The organism is Colwellia sp. MB3u-4, from assembly GCF_014077065.1.
In the GTDB taxonomy this organism is placed as follows: domain Bacteria; phylum Pseudomonadota; class Gammaproteobacteria; order Enterobacterales; family Alteromonadaceae; genus Cognaticolwellia.
In genome coordinates this window covers 44,827-61,568 of sequence record NZ_JACGVE010000076.1, presented here as the reverse complement: position 1 = coordinate 61,568, position 16,742 = coordinate 44,827, and the positions used below count along the sequence as shown (strand labels likewise).

Here is a 16,742-nt window from a genome sequence, read left to right as displayed (position 1 = left end):
ACCAAGCAAGTTTTAGTCAGACCCGATACACCAAACTGTTAAAGAATTGCTGACTTGATCAGCATAGCCACAATGCCCAGTGCTAAAACCCCAGCAAGCCAAATGCCAACAAACCAAGCTAGTTTTTTCCATTTTTGCCAAGCCATTAGTGATAGCCATCTTCAGGTTTTACTTTGCCCCTGAAAACCCAATATGCATAAGCGGTATAGATTAAAATAAGTGGCACTAAAACCATAGTCCCCACCAGCGTGAACTTTAAACTTGAATCAGGCGCTGCTGCTTCAGCAATTGTGAGATTTGGCGGTACAATATTAGGGTAAAAACTAACAAGAATACCGATGAAACTGAGGACAAATAAGCCCAGTGAGGCGAGAAATGGTTGCGCTTCTTTGTCTTGTTTCAAACCCATAAATAGCAACCAAGTACACAGCCCGACTAAAGCGGGAACCAACACACTAAAAATGCTACCTGGCAGTGTAAACCAACGTTGAAAATAAGCGGGGTCTTTGAACGGGGTGAGGATACTGACAACACCAATAAAAGCTAGGGTAGCAATGCCTAACCATTTTGCATAACCGCGCATTCTAGCTTGTAGTTCACCTTCTGTTTTCATAATTAACCAAGTGGAGCCCAGCAAGCCGTAGCCAATGACAACGGCACAGCCGGTTAATAGTGAAAACGGGGTTAGCCAATCCCACCAGCCTCCAGCGTAGGCGCGGTTTGCCACTTCAATACCTTGCACCAAGGCCCCGAGCGAAATACCTTGAGTAAAGGCTGCTATAACCGAGCCTGCGAAGAAGGCAAAGTCCCAAACAGGTTTCCAACGAACAGTTCGCCAGCGATATTCAAAGGCAACGCCTCTGAAAATCAGTGCTAACAGCATCAGTATAATAGGCATGTACAAGGCTGGCATAATAACGGCATAGGCTAGAGGGAAAACGGCAAATAAACCACCGCCTCCCATGACTAGCCAAGTTTCATTACCGTCCCAAACGGGGGCAATGGTATTCATCATAACGGACTTATCTTGCTCTGATTTAGCCGACGGAAACAAAATACCTATGCCCAGATCAAAGCCATCTAAAATGACATAAGTGAGTACAGCGAAGGCGATAATCATCGCCCAGATAAACGATAATTCAAATTCCACGATTGTCTCCTTGCGCACCCGACTTAAGGCCTGCGGCAGTTGTTGCAATAAATTGGTTTTGTGCGGTCCGGGTAGGGCCGTCATTTATCTCAAGGTCTGACGTAGCTGTCGGTTTATTCATCAGTCTTAATATATAAAAAGTACCTGCACCAAAGACAAAGAAATAAACGATGATAAATGCGATTAGCGATACCGCAACCGCAGGCGCATCAATCGGTGCAAGACTGTCGGTTGTGCGCAATAGTCCGTAAACGGTGAAAGGTTGACGGCCGACTTCAGTAGTAACCCAACCTGCCAGTACGGCAATAAATCCCATGGGGCCCATAACAATTGCCGCCCGCTTTAATAAATCGTCATCATAAAGCTTGCCGCGAACGCGTCGCCATAAACTCCATACGCCGAGACCTAACATGGCAAAGCCTAGCAAAATCATAATACGGAAGCTCCAGAATATCACTGCAACAGGTGGTTCGTCTTCATCAGGAATAGTATCTAAACCTGCGAGCGGGGCGTTTAAGTCATGCTTTAAGATCAAGCTAGAGAGTTTGGGTATCTGAATAGCGTAATCAATCCTTTTTTCTTCTGAGTTAGGAATGCCAAATAAGATGAGCGGTCCACCCTCTGGGTGGCTGTCATAGTGTCCTTCCATCGCCATAACTTTGACTGGTTGATACTCTAAAGTGTTTAAACCGTGAAAGTCTCCCACAACAATTTGTAAGGGGGCGACAATAATTAACATCCACATCGCCATTGAAAACATGCGACGTGCAGCAGCATCAGCCTTGTTTCTTAGCAGGTGTAATGCACCAACAGCACCAACCACTAGCGCGGTTGTCAGAAAGGCAGCCATGACCATGTGTACTAAACGGTACGGAAACGAAGGGTTGAAAACAATCTGCCACCAGTCTTCTGGAATAAATTGCCCTACGTCATTAATACTATAGCCAACAGGCGTTTGCATCCACGAGTTGACTGATAAAATCCAAGTAGCTGACATCAAAGTGCCAAAGGCGACCATACACACTGCGAACATGTGTAGTCCATTACCCACGCGCTCACGTCCAAACAAAGCGATGCCTAAAAAACCCGCCTCTAAGAAGAAGGCAGAGAGTACTTCATAGGCCATAAGTGGCCCAAGTATTGGCCCAGTTTTATCTGCAAACACCGACCAGTTAGTGCCAAATTGATACGACATCACAATACCGGACACTACACCCATGCCAAAGGCAACCGCGAAAATTTTCTTCCAATAGTTAAACAAAAAAAGGTAAGTTTGATCATGTGTTTTTAGCCACAAGCCATTCAATACTGCTAGATAACTGGCCACTCCGATCGAAAAGGCTGGGAATATAATATGGAAGGAGACAGTGAATGCAAACTGCATTCTGGCAAGGGTCTCCGCAGTGAAGCTTTCCAACATAACTATAGTGCTCATATAAGTTGTATTTTAAATGTATGTTAAACTGATGTGGCAATAAAAGCAATATTGAAAATATAACTTTTAAATGTGACAATCAATAAAAGCCCAACATAAAAATAGAGAGCACCTGATGAAATTAACCAGTTATACCAACTATGCGATGCGTTGTTTACAGTTGGCCGCACTTAAAGCCCCTGAACTAGTGCGGGTAGATGACGTGGTTTTCATTCATGGCGTGTCACGCCCGCACATTGTCAAAGTGGTGCACGAACTAGGCAAAGCCGGTTATTTAGAAACAGTGCGAGGACGTAATGGTGGCTTTCGGTTAAGCCGCCCGGCAGAAGAGATCATTGTCGGTGATGTTGTGCGTCTTACCGAAGGGCCATTAGATGTAGTTGAGTGTTTTAACCCTGAGAAAAACACCTGCCCGTTGATTGGTATTTGCAAGCTATCTAAAAAAATTCAGGAAGCAACTCATGCCTTTATGGATGTGCTAGATGGTGTCACTATTGCTGACATTTCTGCGAATCGTATTCCGCTACTAAAGCGTATCGATTTGTTAGAAATTACTGGAAAACCAGCAATTTTTGCCAAGTCAGACCATGCTAATTGATACCCTTCACAAGTGAGCAATAACTTAATGTGATGGCTATTAAATGGCGGCAAGGCAGGAGAGAATACAATCGCATGTTGTCAAACAATCGCTAGTTTATGATATTGGCGACTATGAAGGAGATGACTGTAGGGTATTTACAGGTGAAAAATTAATAAATTTGTTGGCGATAAGCTGTTTCTTTGGTTTTTGAATATAGTGCTGCAGCCATAAAGTGGGCCTAAGGTTACCTGAACTTTTATAGAAAAAAAGACCTGTTACTGTGAGGTTTTTAAGCTTATTGCGTTTGCCAACTCACATCAGGATTCCACTGATTAACCCAAGCAGGAATATCGCTTGCTGGCATAGGTTTGGCAATACCATTACCTTGAGCTAAGTCACAGCCCAGTTCTAGTATAGCCTTACAATGTTCAATTGATTCAACGCCTTCAGCAATTACGCCACGTTTGAATGACTTAGCTAAAGCTATTACGCTTTCAACAATGGCCAAATCTTCAACGTCAATTAGCATGTCTTGGACAAAACTCTGGTCTATCTTAATCATGCTGGCGGGTAAACGCCTAAGATAAGTGAGTGATGAATAACCGGTGCCAAAATCATCCAAGGCAAAGTTTACACCCAGCGCGATACAGTCATGCATGATGTTTGAGATATGGTTAATATCATCTAACGCACTGGTTTCCAGCACTTCTAGTTCTAAATAGCGAGGTTCAACATCGGGGTGGGCTGCTAGTAATGAGGTTAAGGTCTGTGTAAAGCTAGACTGTTGTAATTGAACCGCAGCAATGTTTACGCTTATGTTTAGGAGGCTAAGCCCCATTTTTTTCCATTCGCTGATTTGTGTCAGTGCGCTATCAATAACCCATTCACCCACCTCAATATTCATCGGGTTATTTTCAATAACGGGTAAAAAATCGATAGGGTTTAATAACCCTCGTTGAGGATGTTGCCAGCGAATAAGCGCTTCAACGCCTATCACTATTCCAGTCTTCATATTAACCTTAGGCTGATAATGAAGTACAAATTGATGATGGTCTAAGGCATTACGAATAGCTTCTAGGTTTTCTTGATGCATTTTAACCGCGTCATCTTGAGCGGTATCAAACAAATGATAACAATTTTTACCTGACCCTTTAGCTACATACATAGCTTGATCGGCATGGCGTACTAGCTGGTCAGCATTGGCATTATCTTGTGGGTAAATCGTTATGCCAATACTGGCTGATAAATGGAAGATAACATTATTGACAGTAATCGGCTCAGACGCGGATAATAACAAGCGTTCTAATACCGGCTCACAATCTTCCACTTTGTCTAAATCAGTTAATACGGCGACAAACTCATCACCGCCAATGCGGGCTAAGGTATCACCCTCGCGTAACGCCTCTTTCATACGAACTGAGAGGGCAATGAGTAGTTTATCCCCCACGTCATGATCATGCATATCATTAACCGCTTTAAAACCGTCTAAATCTAGAAAAGCCACGGCAAGTAAATGCTTGTGACGACGGCACTGTAACATGGCTTGAGATAATCGGTCAGCCAGCAATACTCGATTGGGTAAATTAGTCAGTACATCGTAATGAGCTATTCTCTCTAGTTGAGTTTGATGCTCTTTCATCGGGGTAATATCGTTAGCTAAGGTGATATAATGGGTCGCGATGCCATGCTCATTGCACACCGCACTAATGGTCGTCATTTCAGCATACACTTCACCATTTTTACGCTTGTTCCAAATTTCACCAGACCAATTGCCATCTTTTTGCAGTGCTTGATCAATGTTGGAAAAAAATTCAGGGGTCTCTTGACTTGATTGGAGAAAACGCAGGTTTTGACCAATCGCCTCTTCACGACTATAACCTGTTATACGGGTGAAACTGTCGTTAACATCGATAATAATAGCATTACTATCGGTAATCGTGATGCCTTCTCTAGCATAAGTAAAGACACTGGCGGACAGTTTTTGCTCATTTTCAGCTTGTTTTCTTTCGGTAACGTCAATCAGTGCGGCAAGACAATCAGTGCCTGTAATACCCAGATTAGCTTCGATATTTAGCCAACGTGTTGTCTTGTTAACGCGAACTAATATCTCAAAAGATTGTATGCCCTTATGCTGAAATACTTTTGCCAAACAATCATTAAAAGTATGGCGATGAGGTATTGTGACGTAGTTGACAAAGCTTTTTCCGACTAAGTGAACGCGATCAATAGCCAATAAGTTCGCACCTCGTAAATTGACCTGAGTAATTTTACCTTGCAGATCAAAAGAAAAATAAGCAATGGGTGCAAACTCAAATAACTCAGTGTAGCGATAATGTAATTTTTCAGTTATCCGCGCTTGCTGCAACTCATCATTTTGCATCTCCAATTCAATTTGATGAACTTGCAGTTCGTGTAACAGCTTTAGGGTATCATTTTCGATAAGAACAGCTTTTTTGTTGTCCTTATTTTTTTTCACTTGTGCTTCAGCAAGCTGGCGTAACTCTTTGGGTGAGAGTTTCGCTAATAGTTTGGGTGGCTGTGTAGGCTTGGTCATATAGTTGGCTTTATTTTACGTAACTGTGATTCAAGCAGCTTGGCTTCGCTAATGTCAGTGAAGGTAATGACCACGCCGTCAATCACGTTTTCTTGTGTGGCATAAGGCATAATGCGCACCCTAAACCAACGATTATTACTGGCGGTTATTTCTTTTTCTATGAAAACCAGTGTGTCTAACACTTCCCGCGCATCTTTTTGTAGTGAAGTATAATCGAGCTCAGTAACTATGTCAGACAGTGGTCGACCGACATCACTCGGGATCAGCTTAAATAGGTGGGTGGCGTAGTTGGTGAATCGTCTTACACGTAGCCCATTATCGAGAAATATCGTCGCTATTTCTGTGCTATTAAGCAGGTTTTTCATGTCGTTGTTGACCCATGACAAATCATCAACTTTAGATTGTAGTTCGGTATTAACCGTTTGCAACTCTTCATTCATTGACTGCATTTCTTCTTTAGAAGTGGTCAATTCTTCATTGGTGGATTGCAATTCCTCATTGGTTGATTGTAACTCTTCATTGGTGGACCTGAGTTCTTCTTGTGCCGCCTGCATTTGTTCGCGAGTTGCTTCTATCTCATCGCGCGCATGTTGCAGTTCTAGCTGATTATTTTCTGCTGCTTTACCCCGTTTTTTACCCAGCTGCGCGGTTGGTGTTAACACCTTGGTAAAAACCACCATCAGCAAACCCATCAAAGCTTTTGGCTTAGCAATGGCTTGCACCGTTAAGTTAATCGTTTCTTTGCCTACCATTAGGTTTTCAATAATAACTGGCGCTTCTTGTGTCTGCGCTTTTTTCATCGCGAGGTTAAGGTGCATGAGGAGTTCTTCATGCGCCATCACGTGAATATTCCAATTGGCCTTACCCGCCGAGGCTTCTAAATATTTACCCGTGCGACCATTGATATACATAATATCACCGGCAGCATTAACCAATACCGCTGCAGGCGAGTAATTTTGTAGTAGGATTTGGTCTGCCTGCGTTTGTAGGTTAATGATGTCTTTACTCATGTCGCGGGTTCTCTTGGGTTCATTGTGTATCAAAGATATAACAGGAAATATCCTTGAGGGAAAGTCGACATCCATTCGTTTTTTGGAAATATCGATACGGGTAAAAATCCGTGCACTATCGTTAAGTGCTAAGAACAAGTGGGTAAAATTACCTATGGTTTCGGCATTGCCCAACATCAAAATACCATGAGAATTCAATGCGTAGTGGAACAATGGAATTAACTTTTTTTGTAATTCTGGTCCAAGGTAAATTAGCAGATTACGGCAGGTAACAATATCTAACTTGGTAAATGGTGGATCCATGATGATATTCTGGGGTGCAAAGATGATCATGTCACGTATCTTCTTATTGATACGATAACCTCTATCATCTTTAATGAAATAACGCGCCAATTGTGTGGGCGTTATATCCGCCTCAATGCTTGCTGGATAAAAGCCTTGCCGGGCAATATTGATAGCATCTTCATCAAGATCGGTCGCAAAAATTTGTAGTTTAAAACGCGCTTTAGGCCTAAGCTCATCTAAGACATCCATCATAGTCATGGCGAGTGAATAAGCCTCTTCACCGGTCGAGCAGGCGGTAACCCAAGCTCGAAGTTCTTTACCTTCAGGATAATTTTCTAATAGTGCTGGCAGCGAGCTTGACTTGAGTTGCGCCCAAACGTCTTTATCGCGAAAAAAATGGGTTACCCCAATTAACAGTTCTTTAAATAATAGGTCTTGTTCTTGTGGGTTCTCTCGCAGATAACGCGCATAAAGCGCTATATTTTCAAGTTGATGTAGGTCCATACGCCGTTCAATACGACGATAGATGGTATTTTTTTTGTACAGTGAGAAGTCGTTTCCTGTGCGTTCACGCAAGATAATAACGATTTGTTCCAATGTACTTTTTGATTTGATTTCTAACCTTGGTTCAATATCTTTTGGGGCAATACGAGGGCCATGTTTGAGCCCACTCAGTATATGTTCGGGTAATTCTTTAGCGGGGGCAACGATGTCGATTAATTCTGCATTAATGGCGCTTTGAGGCATAGAAGCAAATTTTGCAAATTCAGGCGACTGGGCCAGAGACAGTCCAGCATTTTGTTTGATGGCATGTAAACCTAGGGTGCCATCAGAACCCATGCCAGAAAGAATAACGGCCACAGCATGTTCGCGCTGATCACTGGCAAGCGATCGAAAGAAAAAATCAATCGGTAAGCGTAATCCGCAACTAAGCACGGGCTCAAACAAAAATAATGAGCCGTGCAAAATGGATAAATCTTTGTTGGGAGGAATTACATAAACACAATTTCCCTGTACTTTCATGTGGTTGCGAGCTTCTTTGACTATCATTTGCGTCGTACGTTGCAACAACTCAGCCATGATGCCTGTGCGAGAGGGATCTAAGTGCTGGATAACAACAAACGCCATATCGGAAGGCGTTTGTACCTGAGTAAAAAAGTCTTCCAATGCTTCTAAACCGCCCGCAGAAGCACCGATGCCGACAATATTGGATGGTTTTTTTAGAGCATTCAACCGACGGGAGTCACTGGCAGTACTTGGTTTTGTGATTTTTATTTTATTTTTCATTAAGGTATATTTATTTTTTGCTCCATTACATTATAGTAAACTAATATATTAAGTAGTGTGCAATAAATTTTGGAAAGTTTTTATAAAAAACCTCGTGTTTGTCCCCGTGTTTTGCTATGAGACCGACGTTAACACAATGCGCTAAAGAATAACGACATTTAAAATAGCCAGGTTAAAAGGGCGCAGTAAAGTTTCAGTCAAGTTGTGTTTGCTACTGAGTTATAAAATATTTTAAAGCAAAGTTAATATAGACAACGTTAATATAGACAAAGTGACAAGCGCCAGCTTTATTTTATCCATCAGAAAAACGGTATAAGCAGTTAACAAAAAGCTTCCTCAATTTTACGCCTCAACCTATACTGGTTAAATGTACAGTATAGGTTGTATTTTATGAAAGTTATTCCCATTTTTATTGAGGCGGGTATATCCGGCTTTGAATCACCTGCAGCTGAATATAAAGAACTCGGCTTATCGTTAGATCAACTCTTGATAGCACACCCCGATGCCACCTTTATCGGTTTGGCGCAAGGGCAGTCGATGCAAGAGGTTGGCATTTTTGATGGTGATTTATTGCTAGTGGATCGTAGCGAGCCAGTAAAAGATGGTGATGTTATTGTGGCGAATTACAATGGCTGTTTTACTTGTAAACTTATTGATAAAAAAAACGCTAGGCTATTATCTGCATCGTTCAAGCATCAACCGGTCAGCATTACACCTGAGGATGAATTTCAAATAGAGGGAGTCGTTACCCGTTCAATTCGTTTGCATCGACAGCTAAGGGAGTTAAGCGCATGTATGCGTTAGTTGATGCCGTATCTTTCTACGCGTCTTGTGAGAAGGTGTTTGACCCCTCAATCAGAAATCGGCCTGTGGTCGTACTAACAAACAACGATGGCTGTATATGTGCTGTGTGTCCAATTGGTCGGCGTTTAGGTATACCAAAATTTAAACCTTATTTTCAAATTAAACATTTTTTAGCCAAACACCATGTGGTTGTGCGCTCGTCTAACTATGAGCTATATGCCGATCTCAGTGACAAAATGATGAATGTTATTGGCCGTTTCTGCGATAACCAATATGTTTACTCGATTGACGAGTCTTTTCTACAATTTAAAAACTATAACCAAATTATTAATGATTGGCATAAATATGGCCATGAAATACGACGTGCGGTTTGGCAGGAAACGCGTTTGCCTGTGGGTGTTGGCTTTGGCTCAACGCCGACATTAGCGAAAGCCGCAAACCACGCAGCTAAAAAATTAGCGGGCTATAACGGTGTGGCAGTTGTGGATGATGTCACGTCACGTAAAGACATATTATCAAAAATGGCGGTTACTGACGTGTGGGGCATTGGTAGTCGATTAGGCAAGCGTTTAAACGTGTTGGGAATAAATTCCGCTTGGGATTTAGCCAACCAGTCACCTAAAATTATGCGCAGCCAATTTAGCGTTATGGTTGAACGAACGGTTAACGAGTTAAACGGTATAGTTTGTTTAAACTGGGATGAAGTTAAGCAGGCAAAAAAAGAAATATTTTCCACTAGAAGCTTTGGTCAACGGATAAATGAAGAACATCAATTAAAAGCGGCTTTAGTGAGCCACGGCGCCATTGTAGGTCGTAAACTAAGACAACAGCATTCGCGCGTAAAACGGCTGGTGATATCCGCTGCTAGCTCGCCTCATGATGATAATTATTACCACAAATCGATAATTTATGAATTTTTAGTGGCAACAGATAACACCCTAAGTATCGCGAACGCTATATCAGCCGTTTTTGATTGTGTTTATGCCGGCGGTGTTAACTTTTATCGTTGTGGGGTAGGAGCCATTGAGCTTGAAAATACTCAATTTCAACAAGGTGATTTGTTTTCGCTAAATGAAGAAGATCCAGAGCTAATGCGCTGTTATGACGGGATAAATAATCGTTACGGTAATGATACTTTGCAATTAGCCGCACAAGGTAAAATTGATAAGTGGCATATGCGACGTGAATTTCTTTCGCCAAGCTTTACGAGTAAGTGGCGAGATATACCTAAAATTAGCTGTTAAGGTTTATCTTGGTCATTTATCTTGGTCAATAAGCGATAAAACATGAGTAGATAATTAATCAACTGGGTATTACATCGAGTTAACATATAACAGTTACAAAAAAGCCCTGTCAAGACAGGGCTTTTTTGCTCTAAATGTGGTCGGAGTAGCAAGATTCGAACTTGCGACCTCACGTCCCCCAGACGCGCGCGCTACCAAGCTGCGCTATACCCCGATTGATAAGCTTAATGGGGATAAAAGCTTATGTGGGCTATCTTAATGATTTATCGCTCGAATGCAATTAAAAAACATCATCAATTGAGTTAAGCGTCTAATTATTGTACGTTATTCAATTGTTTATCCACTTGTTCATCGAATTGTTTACTAAATTTCTTAATAAAGTGAACACCATCAATCATTAATGGAAAATCAGGCTTTGCCGTAATAGGGGCGGCCAGTTGAATAGAATAACTTTGAAAGTTACCATTTTGGTCAACAAACATCGATTTATCTTTATTAAACACTACAATGCCGTTGTCCATGGTATTAGCAATAATACGGTCATTATTTAATTTTTTGATATCAGTACCGTTGCTATAGCTTGTGGCTTTAATATCGCAGTTTAGCCAGTTTTTAATCAGCGTAGGTTGCATATCCATATGACTGGTGAGTTTATTAATTGATTTATTTTTACTTGCCGGTAAAACCAATAGCGCAGGTTTAATCGATAAACTTGTTTCTGTGGTGCTATTACCAATAGAGCTGATCCAAAGGATATCCTTGAGTTGCTTATCGCCTCGTTGGTTATTTTGCACCGACATTAAAGCGTCTAAAAACAGTTCAAACTGATAGCTATTGTTACCTTTAAAATAAAACACGTGTAAACCTGGGGCGTAACTATTGAGTTTATCCGCAAATATCAAACTCGATATATCGGCTAGTTTTGTTACTGTTGGAAATAGTTTATGGGTCAGGCTTAACAAACCATCGGTATTAATGACTGAGGCTTCATTGTGATCTTCACCGACAATAGTAAGTGATGTGGCTAAATCTTTCTGAGCCATAATTTGAAATAATAGCGGTTGTGCTTGCTGTTCGAGCAAGGCTTTTTGGTAAATACTTGGCAAGCTATAAAACAAGTTAAACCAAGCTTCTTTTGGTGACGCGTTATCAATATGATTGTCTAGCGATAGTACACCTTGCTTAGTTCTTTGTTTTATTTTATCTAGTTGTTGAGTTTGCAATATTTGGTCTGTAATCACCATGAAAACCGATTGTTTTAATTCGGTGTCGTTGAGACATTGGCCTTGATAAAGCGGGTACTGAGGTACGGCATCTGTAAAGGCAAGCGGGCTGGTGCGACGGGCAATGTAATCCACTTGATCGAACATACCATATTTGGTTAATAAGGTTTTGGCGGTTGATGGATAAGACAAGGGCAATACTGTGTCTTGGCGTAATACGTCATATTCAAGGTTGGCATCAGCCCAAATATGAATAATATGACTAAAAAAGAAAAAGCTTACCAGAGGAATAACGATAAAGCGCGCAAAAATAGTTTTTTGTAATGCTTTTAGGTGTTTCCAAGCATAATTTGACGCTATCAGTTCAAATGATAATATCACCATGGTCAATACTAGACTAACAAACCAGAACGCTCGGCTATTTTGTTGTATTTCGTTATTAATAAGGTCAAGTATGGGCGCACTTGATGAAATATTTAAATGATAGCCTAAGCGGGTATAGATAAATGCGTCGAGCAGCAAAAGCAATAACTGGGCACTAAAAATGATAGAAGCGACCACCCGAATAAATCGGGTTCGAGGAAACAACAGGGTGATTGGAAACAAAATGAGCACAAAACTCATAAAAGTTAAGAAAGCTATATGGCTTAACCAAGTGGTGACTAAGTAGGTTTGCCCTAACAAAGTGTCAGGCATTGCTTCACTAAATACATAAATTGACGATAATAAGATCGCCGCAATAATATTAAAAAAAGTGAACCAGTGGCTCCAGCTAATTAACTGTAATAGTCGCTTACTATAGGGTTTTGATTCAAATGAAACCATTGCGTCGTTTAATTCTCTTATTATTTTTTATGAATGTCGCTGATTATTTATACGTTTTATTTAGAATTTTGTATAGATTGTTTTAATGCCTTGGTAAAATTGTCTACTATTGCCTCTCGTTCCTTTTTCGGCACATTATTTGTAATAATTTCTGTTAGGGTATTTCCTAGGCACATTAGCGCTAGATCAGGGGTTGCAGACTCGTTAACGAGTACATCAAGCAAATCTTTAATAATTTTTTCTACACGTTCGTTGGAATACTTGGATACAATGGGCATCTTATACACTTAATGGTAATTTAATAAACAGACATAAGTTTATCAAATGCCCGAACAATATAATACTGACCTTTATCTATGAGCTTAATAATTTCGAATATTGCACTGCATTTTTTAACCAAAAAAGAAGAAACTGGCGAAGTTGTACTCAGGTTAGGTCCTGAGAATGTTGCAGCTAGCAGCAAAATTGAAAGTTTTGTTGATGCACTACATAAAATTTACAACAGCAAAGGCAGTAAGGCCTACGGACATTTTTCTGCTATGCCAGCCCAAGGCGACAAAGCCCGATTTGTTGATATTATGGAAAGCTATTTAGGTGATTCACAAAGTTTTCATGAATTTAGTAGCCAAGCGGGAAATTTACTTAAAAATGAATTAGAAAAATATGACCTGGCAGAAACCGGTTATTTAATTGTTTGTCATTACGAGTATATGGGTGGACGCTACTTACTCGCGGCGATAATTCCTATTTCTGAACATTATTCCGTTGACGGTGATTTACATATTTCAGCTGATCAACACCTTGATACCAATAAGCTTCAGTTAGCGGCTCGCATCGATTTATTCGATTATCAGAATAATGCCCAAGGTAACCGTTATATTTCTTTTATTAAAGGTCGCGCGGGCAGAAAAGTGTCTGACTTTTTCTTAGATTTTTTAAGCTGTGAAGAAGGCTTAAACTCAAAAGAACAAACCCAAACCTTAGTGCAAGCGGTTGAAGATTATGTTGCGGTTAATCAATTTGACGCCAATGAAAAACAACACAGTCGTAAAGAACTCTTAAGTTACTGCAAAGAGCAAAAAGAGTCGGCGCAAGATGTTTCATTGCAAGAAATAAGTGATGTGATTAAAACCGAAGAGAGCGGCCAAGACTTTTATAAGTTTTGCCAAGAGCAATCATACCCCATTGAGGAATCGTTTCCTCATGATCAAGCCGTAGTAAATAAAGTCACTAAATATGCGGGTTATGGTAACGGTATCAGTTTAAGTTTCGAGCGTAGTCATTTTGGACAAGATGTGGTTTATAATCCAGCCAATGAAAGTATTACCATTTATAAAGTGCCGCCAAATTTAAAAGATCAACTACTAGCGTTATTAGAAAGTAATGCTAACCAGAGCGCTAGCCAAGGCCAAGCCATAACGTCAGGGCTAAGCACAGAAACAGAAAGCTCAGAAAGTTCAGAAGACGAATACTAGTATTAGCTCAAGCTAAGCTAATAAGTGATAAAACATATTGCCTACACACGGCAGTAGCAGATGAATAGATGACATTAGGAAAGAAAATGACCACATTAACCATTACTCGACCAGACGACTGGCATGTACATTTGCGCGATGGCGCCAGCTTAAATAACACCGTTGCTGATATTAGCCGCTACTTTGGCCGTGCTATTATTATGCCAAACCTAGTACCACCGGTAACCAATGCTGAATTAGCGCGTCAATATCATCAGCGTATAATGGCGGCAAAGCCGAGTGCACAGTTCCAACCGCTAATGGTGTTGTATTTAACCGATCAAACCAGCGCAGAAGATATTAAAGCGGCAAAAGCCTCAGGTATTGTTTATGCGGCCAAGCTTTACCCAGCAGGAGCCACAACAAATTCTTCATCTGGCGTAACTAACATCGATAATCTTGCCCCCGTATTTGCGGCGATGGAAGCCGAGAACATGCCGTTGTTGGTGCATGGCGAAGTCACCAGTCACGATATTGATATTTTTGACCGTGAAGCGATTTTTATCGATACTATATTGCGCCCACTAGTGGCAAAGCATCCGACATTAAAAATAGTGTTAGAGCATATCACCACCAAAAATGCGGTTGATTTTGTTAAAGCAGCGGGTGACAACGTAGCTGCAACCATTACCGTTCATCATTTATTATTTAATCGTAACCACATGTTAGTGGGCGGTATTCGTCCACATTATTATTGCTTGCCAATATTAAAACGTAATATTCATCAAGACGCCTTAGTTGCCGCGGCGACCAGTGGCAGTGATAAATTTTTCCTAGGTACAGATTCTGCGCCGCATTCACAACATGCAAAAGAGAATGCCTGTGGTTGTGCCGGTGCTTACACCGCACATGCTGCTATCGAGTTATATGCTGAAGCATTTGAACAAGCCGGTGCGCTTGAAAAGCTTGAAGGCTTTGCTAGTTTACATGGTCCTAAGTTTTATAACTTACCGGTCAACACTGACAAAATAACCCTAGTTAAAGCCGCATGGACTGTACCGGCCACCATGGCTTTTGGTAACGACGAAGTGGTGCCTATTCGCGCGAATGAAACCATTGCTTGGCAAGTTAAGTTGGAGGAGAGTTATTAAATGCAGTTATTTGTAAATGATTTAACCGTTATCGACTTCTCGTACTGTTGTGCTGAACGTGGCATTGTGGGCGAAAGTTGGATTGTTGATGTTTTGCTTGAGGGTAGTTTAAATGAAATGAGTATGGTGCTTGATTTTGCTGTGGTTAAAAAGCAAATTAAGGCCATTATAGATGATGCGGTTGATCATAAGTTATTATTGCCCATGCAAAGTAACACCGTTAGTGTGGAAGTATCCTCCCATCGAGCAGGTCATGAATTTGTCAATTTCAGTGCTAAGCAGAGTAGCTACTATTTACAATCACCGAGCTGTGCATTTGCCAAAATAGATACCAAGCAAATAGACATCGCGGCGGTGACAAATTATTTAACCGATATAATTTTGAGTCATTTACCAAAAAATGTCCAAGGTTTGATACTAAAATTACGGCCAGAAAATATTGAGGGTGCTTATTATCACTATACCCATGGTTTAAAATTACATGACGGTAATTGTCAGCGTATCGCTCATGGTCATCGTTCAAAAATTCATATCTATAAAAATGGTCAACGCTCAGCAGCGCTTGAAGCGGCTTGGAGTTCACGTTGGCAAGATATATATCTTGCCAGTGAAGATGACCGCATGGAGTTAAGTGAGATAGAGTTGTCAGCTACGGCGATGGCTAATTTGACGCCCGATCACCAATTTTTTTCTTACTTTGCACCACAAGGTCGATTTGATATTGCCGTGACAAGTAATATTTTAGATGTGGTTGATTGCGACTCAACGGTTGAGTTATTGGCTGACTTTATTGTGCGTCAGCTTAAAAAGCAAGCCCCGAACGATGAATTTAAAGTGGTTGCTTTTGAAGGTGTTGCTAAAGGAGCGATTGCTAATGGCTAAACAGTGTTCATTATTATTAATACTCACCTTTATAGCTAGTTTACTGGCCACGCAAGTGGTGTTAGCAAAAACGTCAACTCAAACGCAACTGAGTGAGCAGTTTTTTCAAGGGGCGTTAATTGTAGGTAAAACAGCGCCAGAAAATAAAGTTATGCTTAATGGTAAAGTGATTAAGGTTTCTTTAAACGGCGACTATGCGTTAGGCTTCAGCCGAGATGAAAAAAATAATAGTGAACTCACCATCATTAGCCCAAGTGGCGTAATTGAACAGCAGATATTAAAACCGCTAAAACGTGAATACAATATTCAACGGGTTGAAGGTATTGCTAAAAGCATTATGAACCCTAACAAAAAGGCCAATATTCGTGTTAGGGAAGATAATAAAAAAATTAAAGCCGCTCGAAAAATTGACAGTAACTTAATCGCGTTTGCTCAGGGATTTATTGCCCCTATTGAAGGGGTAATTACCGGCGTTTATGGTAGTCAACGTTATTATAACGGTGTGCCTAAATGGCCACATTATGGTTTAGATTATGCAGGTGATACAGGTGACGCTGTTAAAGCGCCTGCCGATGGTACTGTGCTGATGTTTGTCTCTGATATGTTCTACTCAGGTGGCACAATGATCATAGATCATGGCCATGGTGTTAGTTCAACATTTTTGCATTTAAGCGCTTCATATGTCAGTGTTGGCGATAAAGTAAGCAAAGGACAACTTGTTGCTGCTGTTGGCGCGAGTGGTCGAGCGACAGGCCCACACTTAGATTGGCGCATAAACTGGTTTAATATGCGCTTAGATCCTGCGTTAGTCTTAAAGCTCAAGCCTTTGAAATAAAAATAATTTAGCTAAGGCCATAA

General features: G+C 40.9%; 14 protein-coding genes and 1 tRNA gene. 7 read left to right on the top strand and 8 right to left on the bottom strand.

The features are described 5' to 3' along the window. Positions 1 to 38 precede the first annotated feature (38 nt). The 3 genes from H4J61_RS08255 to H4J61_RS08245 are packed head-to-tail and all read right to left on the bottom strand — an operon-like array spanning position 39 to position 2,534. A complete protein-coding gene (locus tag H4J61_RS08255) occupies positions 39 to 146 on the bottom strand; it encodes a DUF2474 family protein (RefSeq protein ID WP_182184689.1) in 108 nt (35 codons plus the stop codon). After that, positions 146 to 1,150 (bottom strand): cytochrome d ubiquinol oxidase subunit II, encoded by a 1,005-nt coding sequence (gene cydB / locus H4J61_RS08250; RefSeq protein WP_182184688.1) that lies wholly within the window; start codon positions 1,148 to 1,150, stop codon positions 146 to 148. The genes H4J61_RS08255 and cydB overlap by 1 nt, the downstream gene beginning before the upstream one ends. After that, on the bottom strand, positions 1,140 to 2,534 hold the full coding sequence (locus H4J61_RS08245) for a cytochrome ubiquinol oxidase subunit I (RefSeq protein WP_259363204.1): 1,395 nt from the start codon (positions 2,532 to 2,534) through the stop codon (positions 1,140 to 1,142). Before H4J61_RS08245 ends, cydB begins: the two co-directional genes overlap by 11 nt. Positions 2,535 to 2,700: 166 nt before the next feature. Here H4J61_RS08245 and H4J61_RS08240 point away from each other — a divergent pair, with 166 nt between their 5' ends. Then, positions 2,701 to 3,183, top strand: a complete 483-nt coding sequence (locus H4J61_RS08240; RefSeq protein ID WP_182136774.1) for an Rrf2 family transcriptional regulator — start codon at positions 2,701 to 2,703, stop codon at positions 3,181 to 3,183. A 277-nt stretch (positions 3,184 to 3,460) separates the two neighbouring features. Here the strand turns inward: H4J61_RS08240 and H4J61_RS08235 are convergent, their stop codons facing one another. Both H4J61_RS08235 and H4J61_RS08230 read right to left on the bottom strand, forming a co-directional pair. Next, on the bottom strand, positions 3,461 to 5,719 hold the full coding sequence (locus H4J61_RS08235; protein WP_259363203.1) for a bifunctional diguanylate cyclase/phosphodiesterase: 2,259 nt from the start codon (positions 5,717 to 5,719) through the stop codon (positions 3,461 to 3,463). Further along, complete coding sequence (locus H4J61_RS08230; protein ID WP_182184686.1) at positions 5,716 to 8,301, bottom strand: chemotaxis protein CheB; 2,586 nt, start codon at positions 8,299 to 8,301, stop codon at positions 5,716 to 5,718. The genes H4J61_RS08235 and H4J61_RS08230 overlap by 4 nt, the downstream gene beginning before the upstream one ends. A 390-nt stretch (positions 8,302 to 8,691) precedes the next feature. Here H4J61_RS08230 and H4J61_RS08225 point away from each other — a divergent pair, with 390 nt between their 5' ends. Then, the gene (locus H4J61_RS08225) at positions 8,692 to 9,105 is read left to right on the top strand and encodes a LexA family transcriptional regulator (protein ID WP_182184685.1); all 414 of its coding nucleotides are present in this window, start codon (positions 8,692 to 8,694) and stop codon (positions 9,103 to 9,105) included. Further along, on the top strand, positions 9,093 to 10,349 hold the full coding sequence (locus tag H4J61_RS08220; RefSeq protein ID WP_182184684.1) for a Y-family DNA polymerase: 1,257 nt from the start codon (positions 9,093 to 9,095) through the stop codon (positions 10,347 to 10,349). Before H4J61_RS08225 ends, H4J61_RS08220 begins: the two co-directional genes overlap by 13 nt. A 137-nt stretch (positions 10,350 to 10,486) precedes the next feature. Here the strand turns inward: H4J61_RS08220 and H4J61_RS08215 are convergent. The 3 genes from H4J61_RS08215 to H4J61_RS08205 all read right to left on the bottom strand — a co-directional run bounded on the left by H4J61_RS08215 (position 10,487) and on the right by H4J61_RS08205 (position 12,675). After that, positions 10,487 to 10,563, bottom strand: a tRNA-Pro gene (locus H4J61_RS08215). A 100-nt stretch (positions 10,564 to 10,663) separates the two neighbouring features. Further along, on the bottom strand, positions 10,664 to 12,397 hold the full coding sequence (locus H4J61_RS08210; protein ID WP_182184683.1) for a DUF3413 domain-containing protein: 1,734 nt from the start codon (positions 12,395 to 12,397) through the stop codon (positions 10,664 to 10,666). Positions 12,398 to 12,453: 56 nt separating this feature from the next. Further along, a complete protein-coding gene (locus H4J61_RS08205) occupies positions 12,454 to 12,675 on the bottom strand; it encodes a DUF1414 domain-containing protein (protein ID WP_182136768.1) in 222 nt (73 codons plus the stop codon). A 78-nt stretch (positions 12,676 to 12,753) separates the two neighbouring features. On the opposite strand from H4J61_RS08205, the gene yejK reads away from it, so the two are divergent. From yejK to H4J61_RS08185, 4 genes are all read left to right on the top strand, one after another. Then, complete coding sequence (gene yejK / locus H4J61_RS08200) at positions 12,754 to 13,872, top strand: nucleoid-associated protein YejK (protein WP_182184682.1); 1,119 nt, start codon at positions 12,754 to 12,756, stop codon at positions 13,870 to 13,872. 86 nt (positions 13,873 to 13,958) lie between these two features. Then, on the top strand, positions 13,959 to 15,002 hold the full coding sequence (gene pyrC / locus H4J61_RS08195; protein ID WP_182184681.1) for a dihydroorotase: 1,044 nt from the start codon (positions 13,959 to 13,961) through the stop codon (positions 15,000 to 15,002). Further along, a complete protein-coding gene (locus H4J61_RS08190) occupies positions 15,003 to 15,884 on the top strand; it encodes a 6-carboxytetrahydropterin synthase (protein ID WP_182184680.1) in 882 nt (293 codons plus the stop codon). It begins immediately after the preceding gene. After that, positions 15,877 to 16,719: a M23 family metallopeptidase gene (locus tag H4J61_RS08185; RefSeq protein ID WP_182184679.1), complete on the top strand. Its 843-nt coding sequence runs from the start codon at positions 15,877 to 15,879 to the stop codon at positions 16,717 to 16,719. The genes H4J61_RS08190 and H4J61_RS08185 overlap by 8 nt, the downstream gene beginning before the upstream one ends. The last annotated feature ends 23 nt before the right edge of the window (positions 16,720 to 16,742 follow it).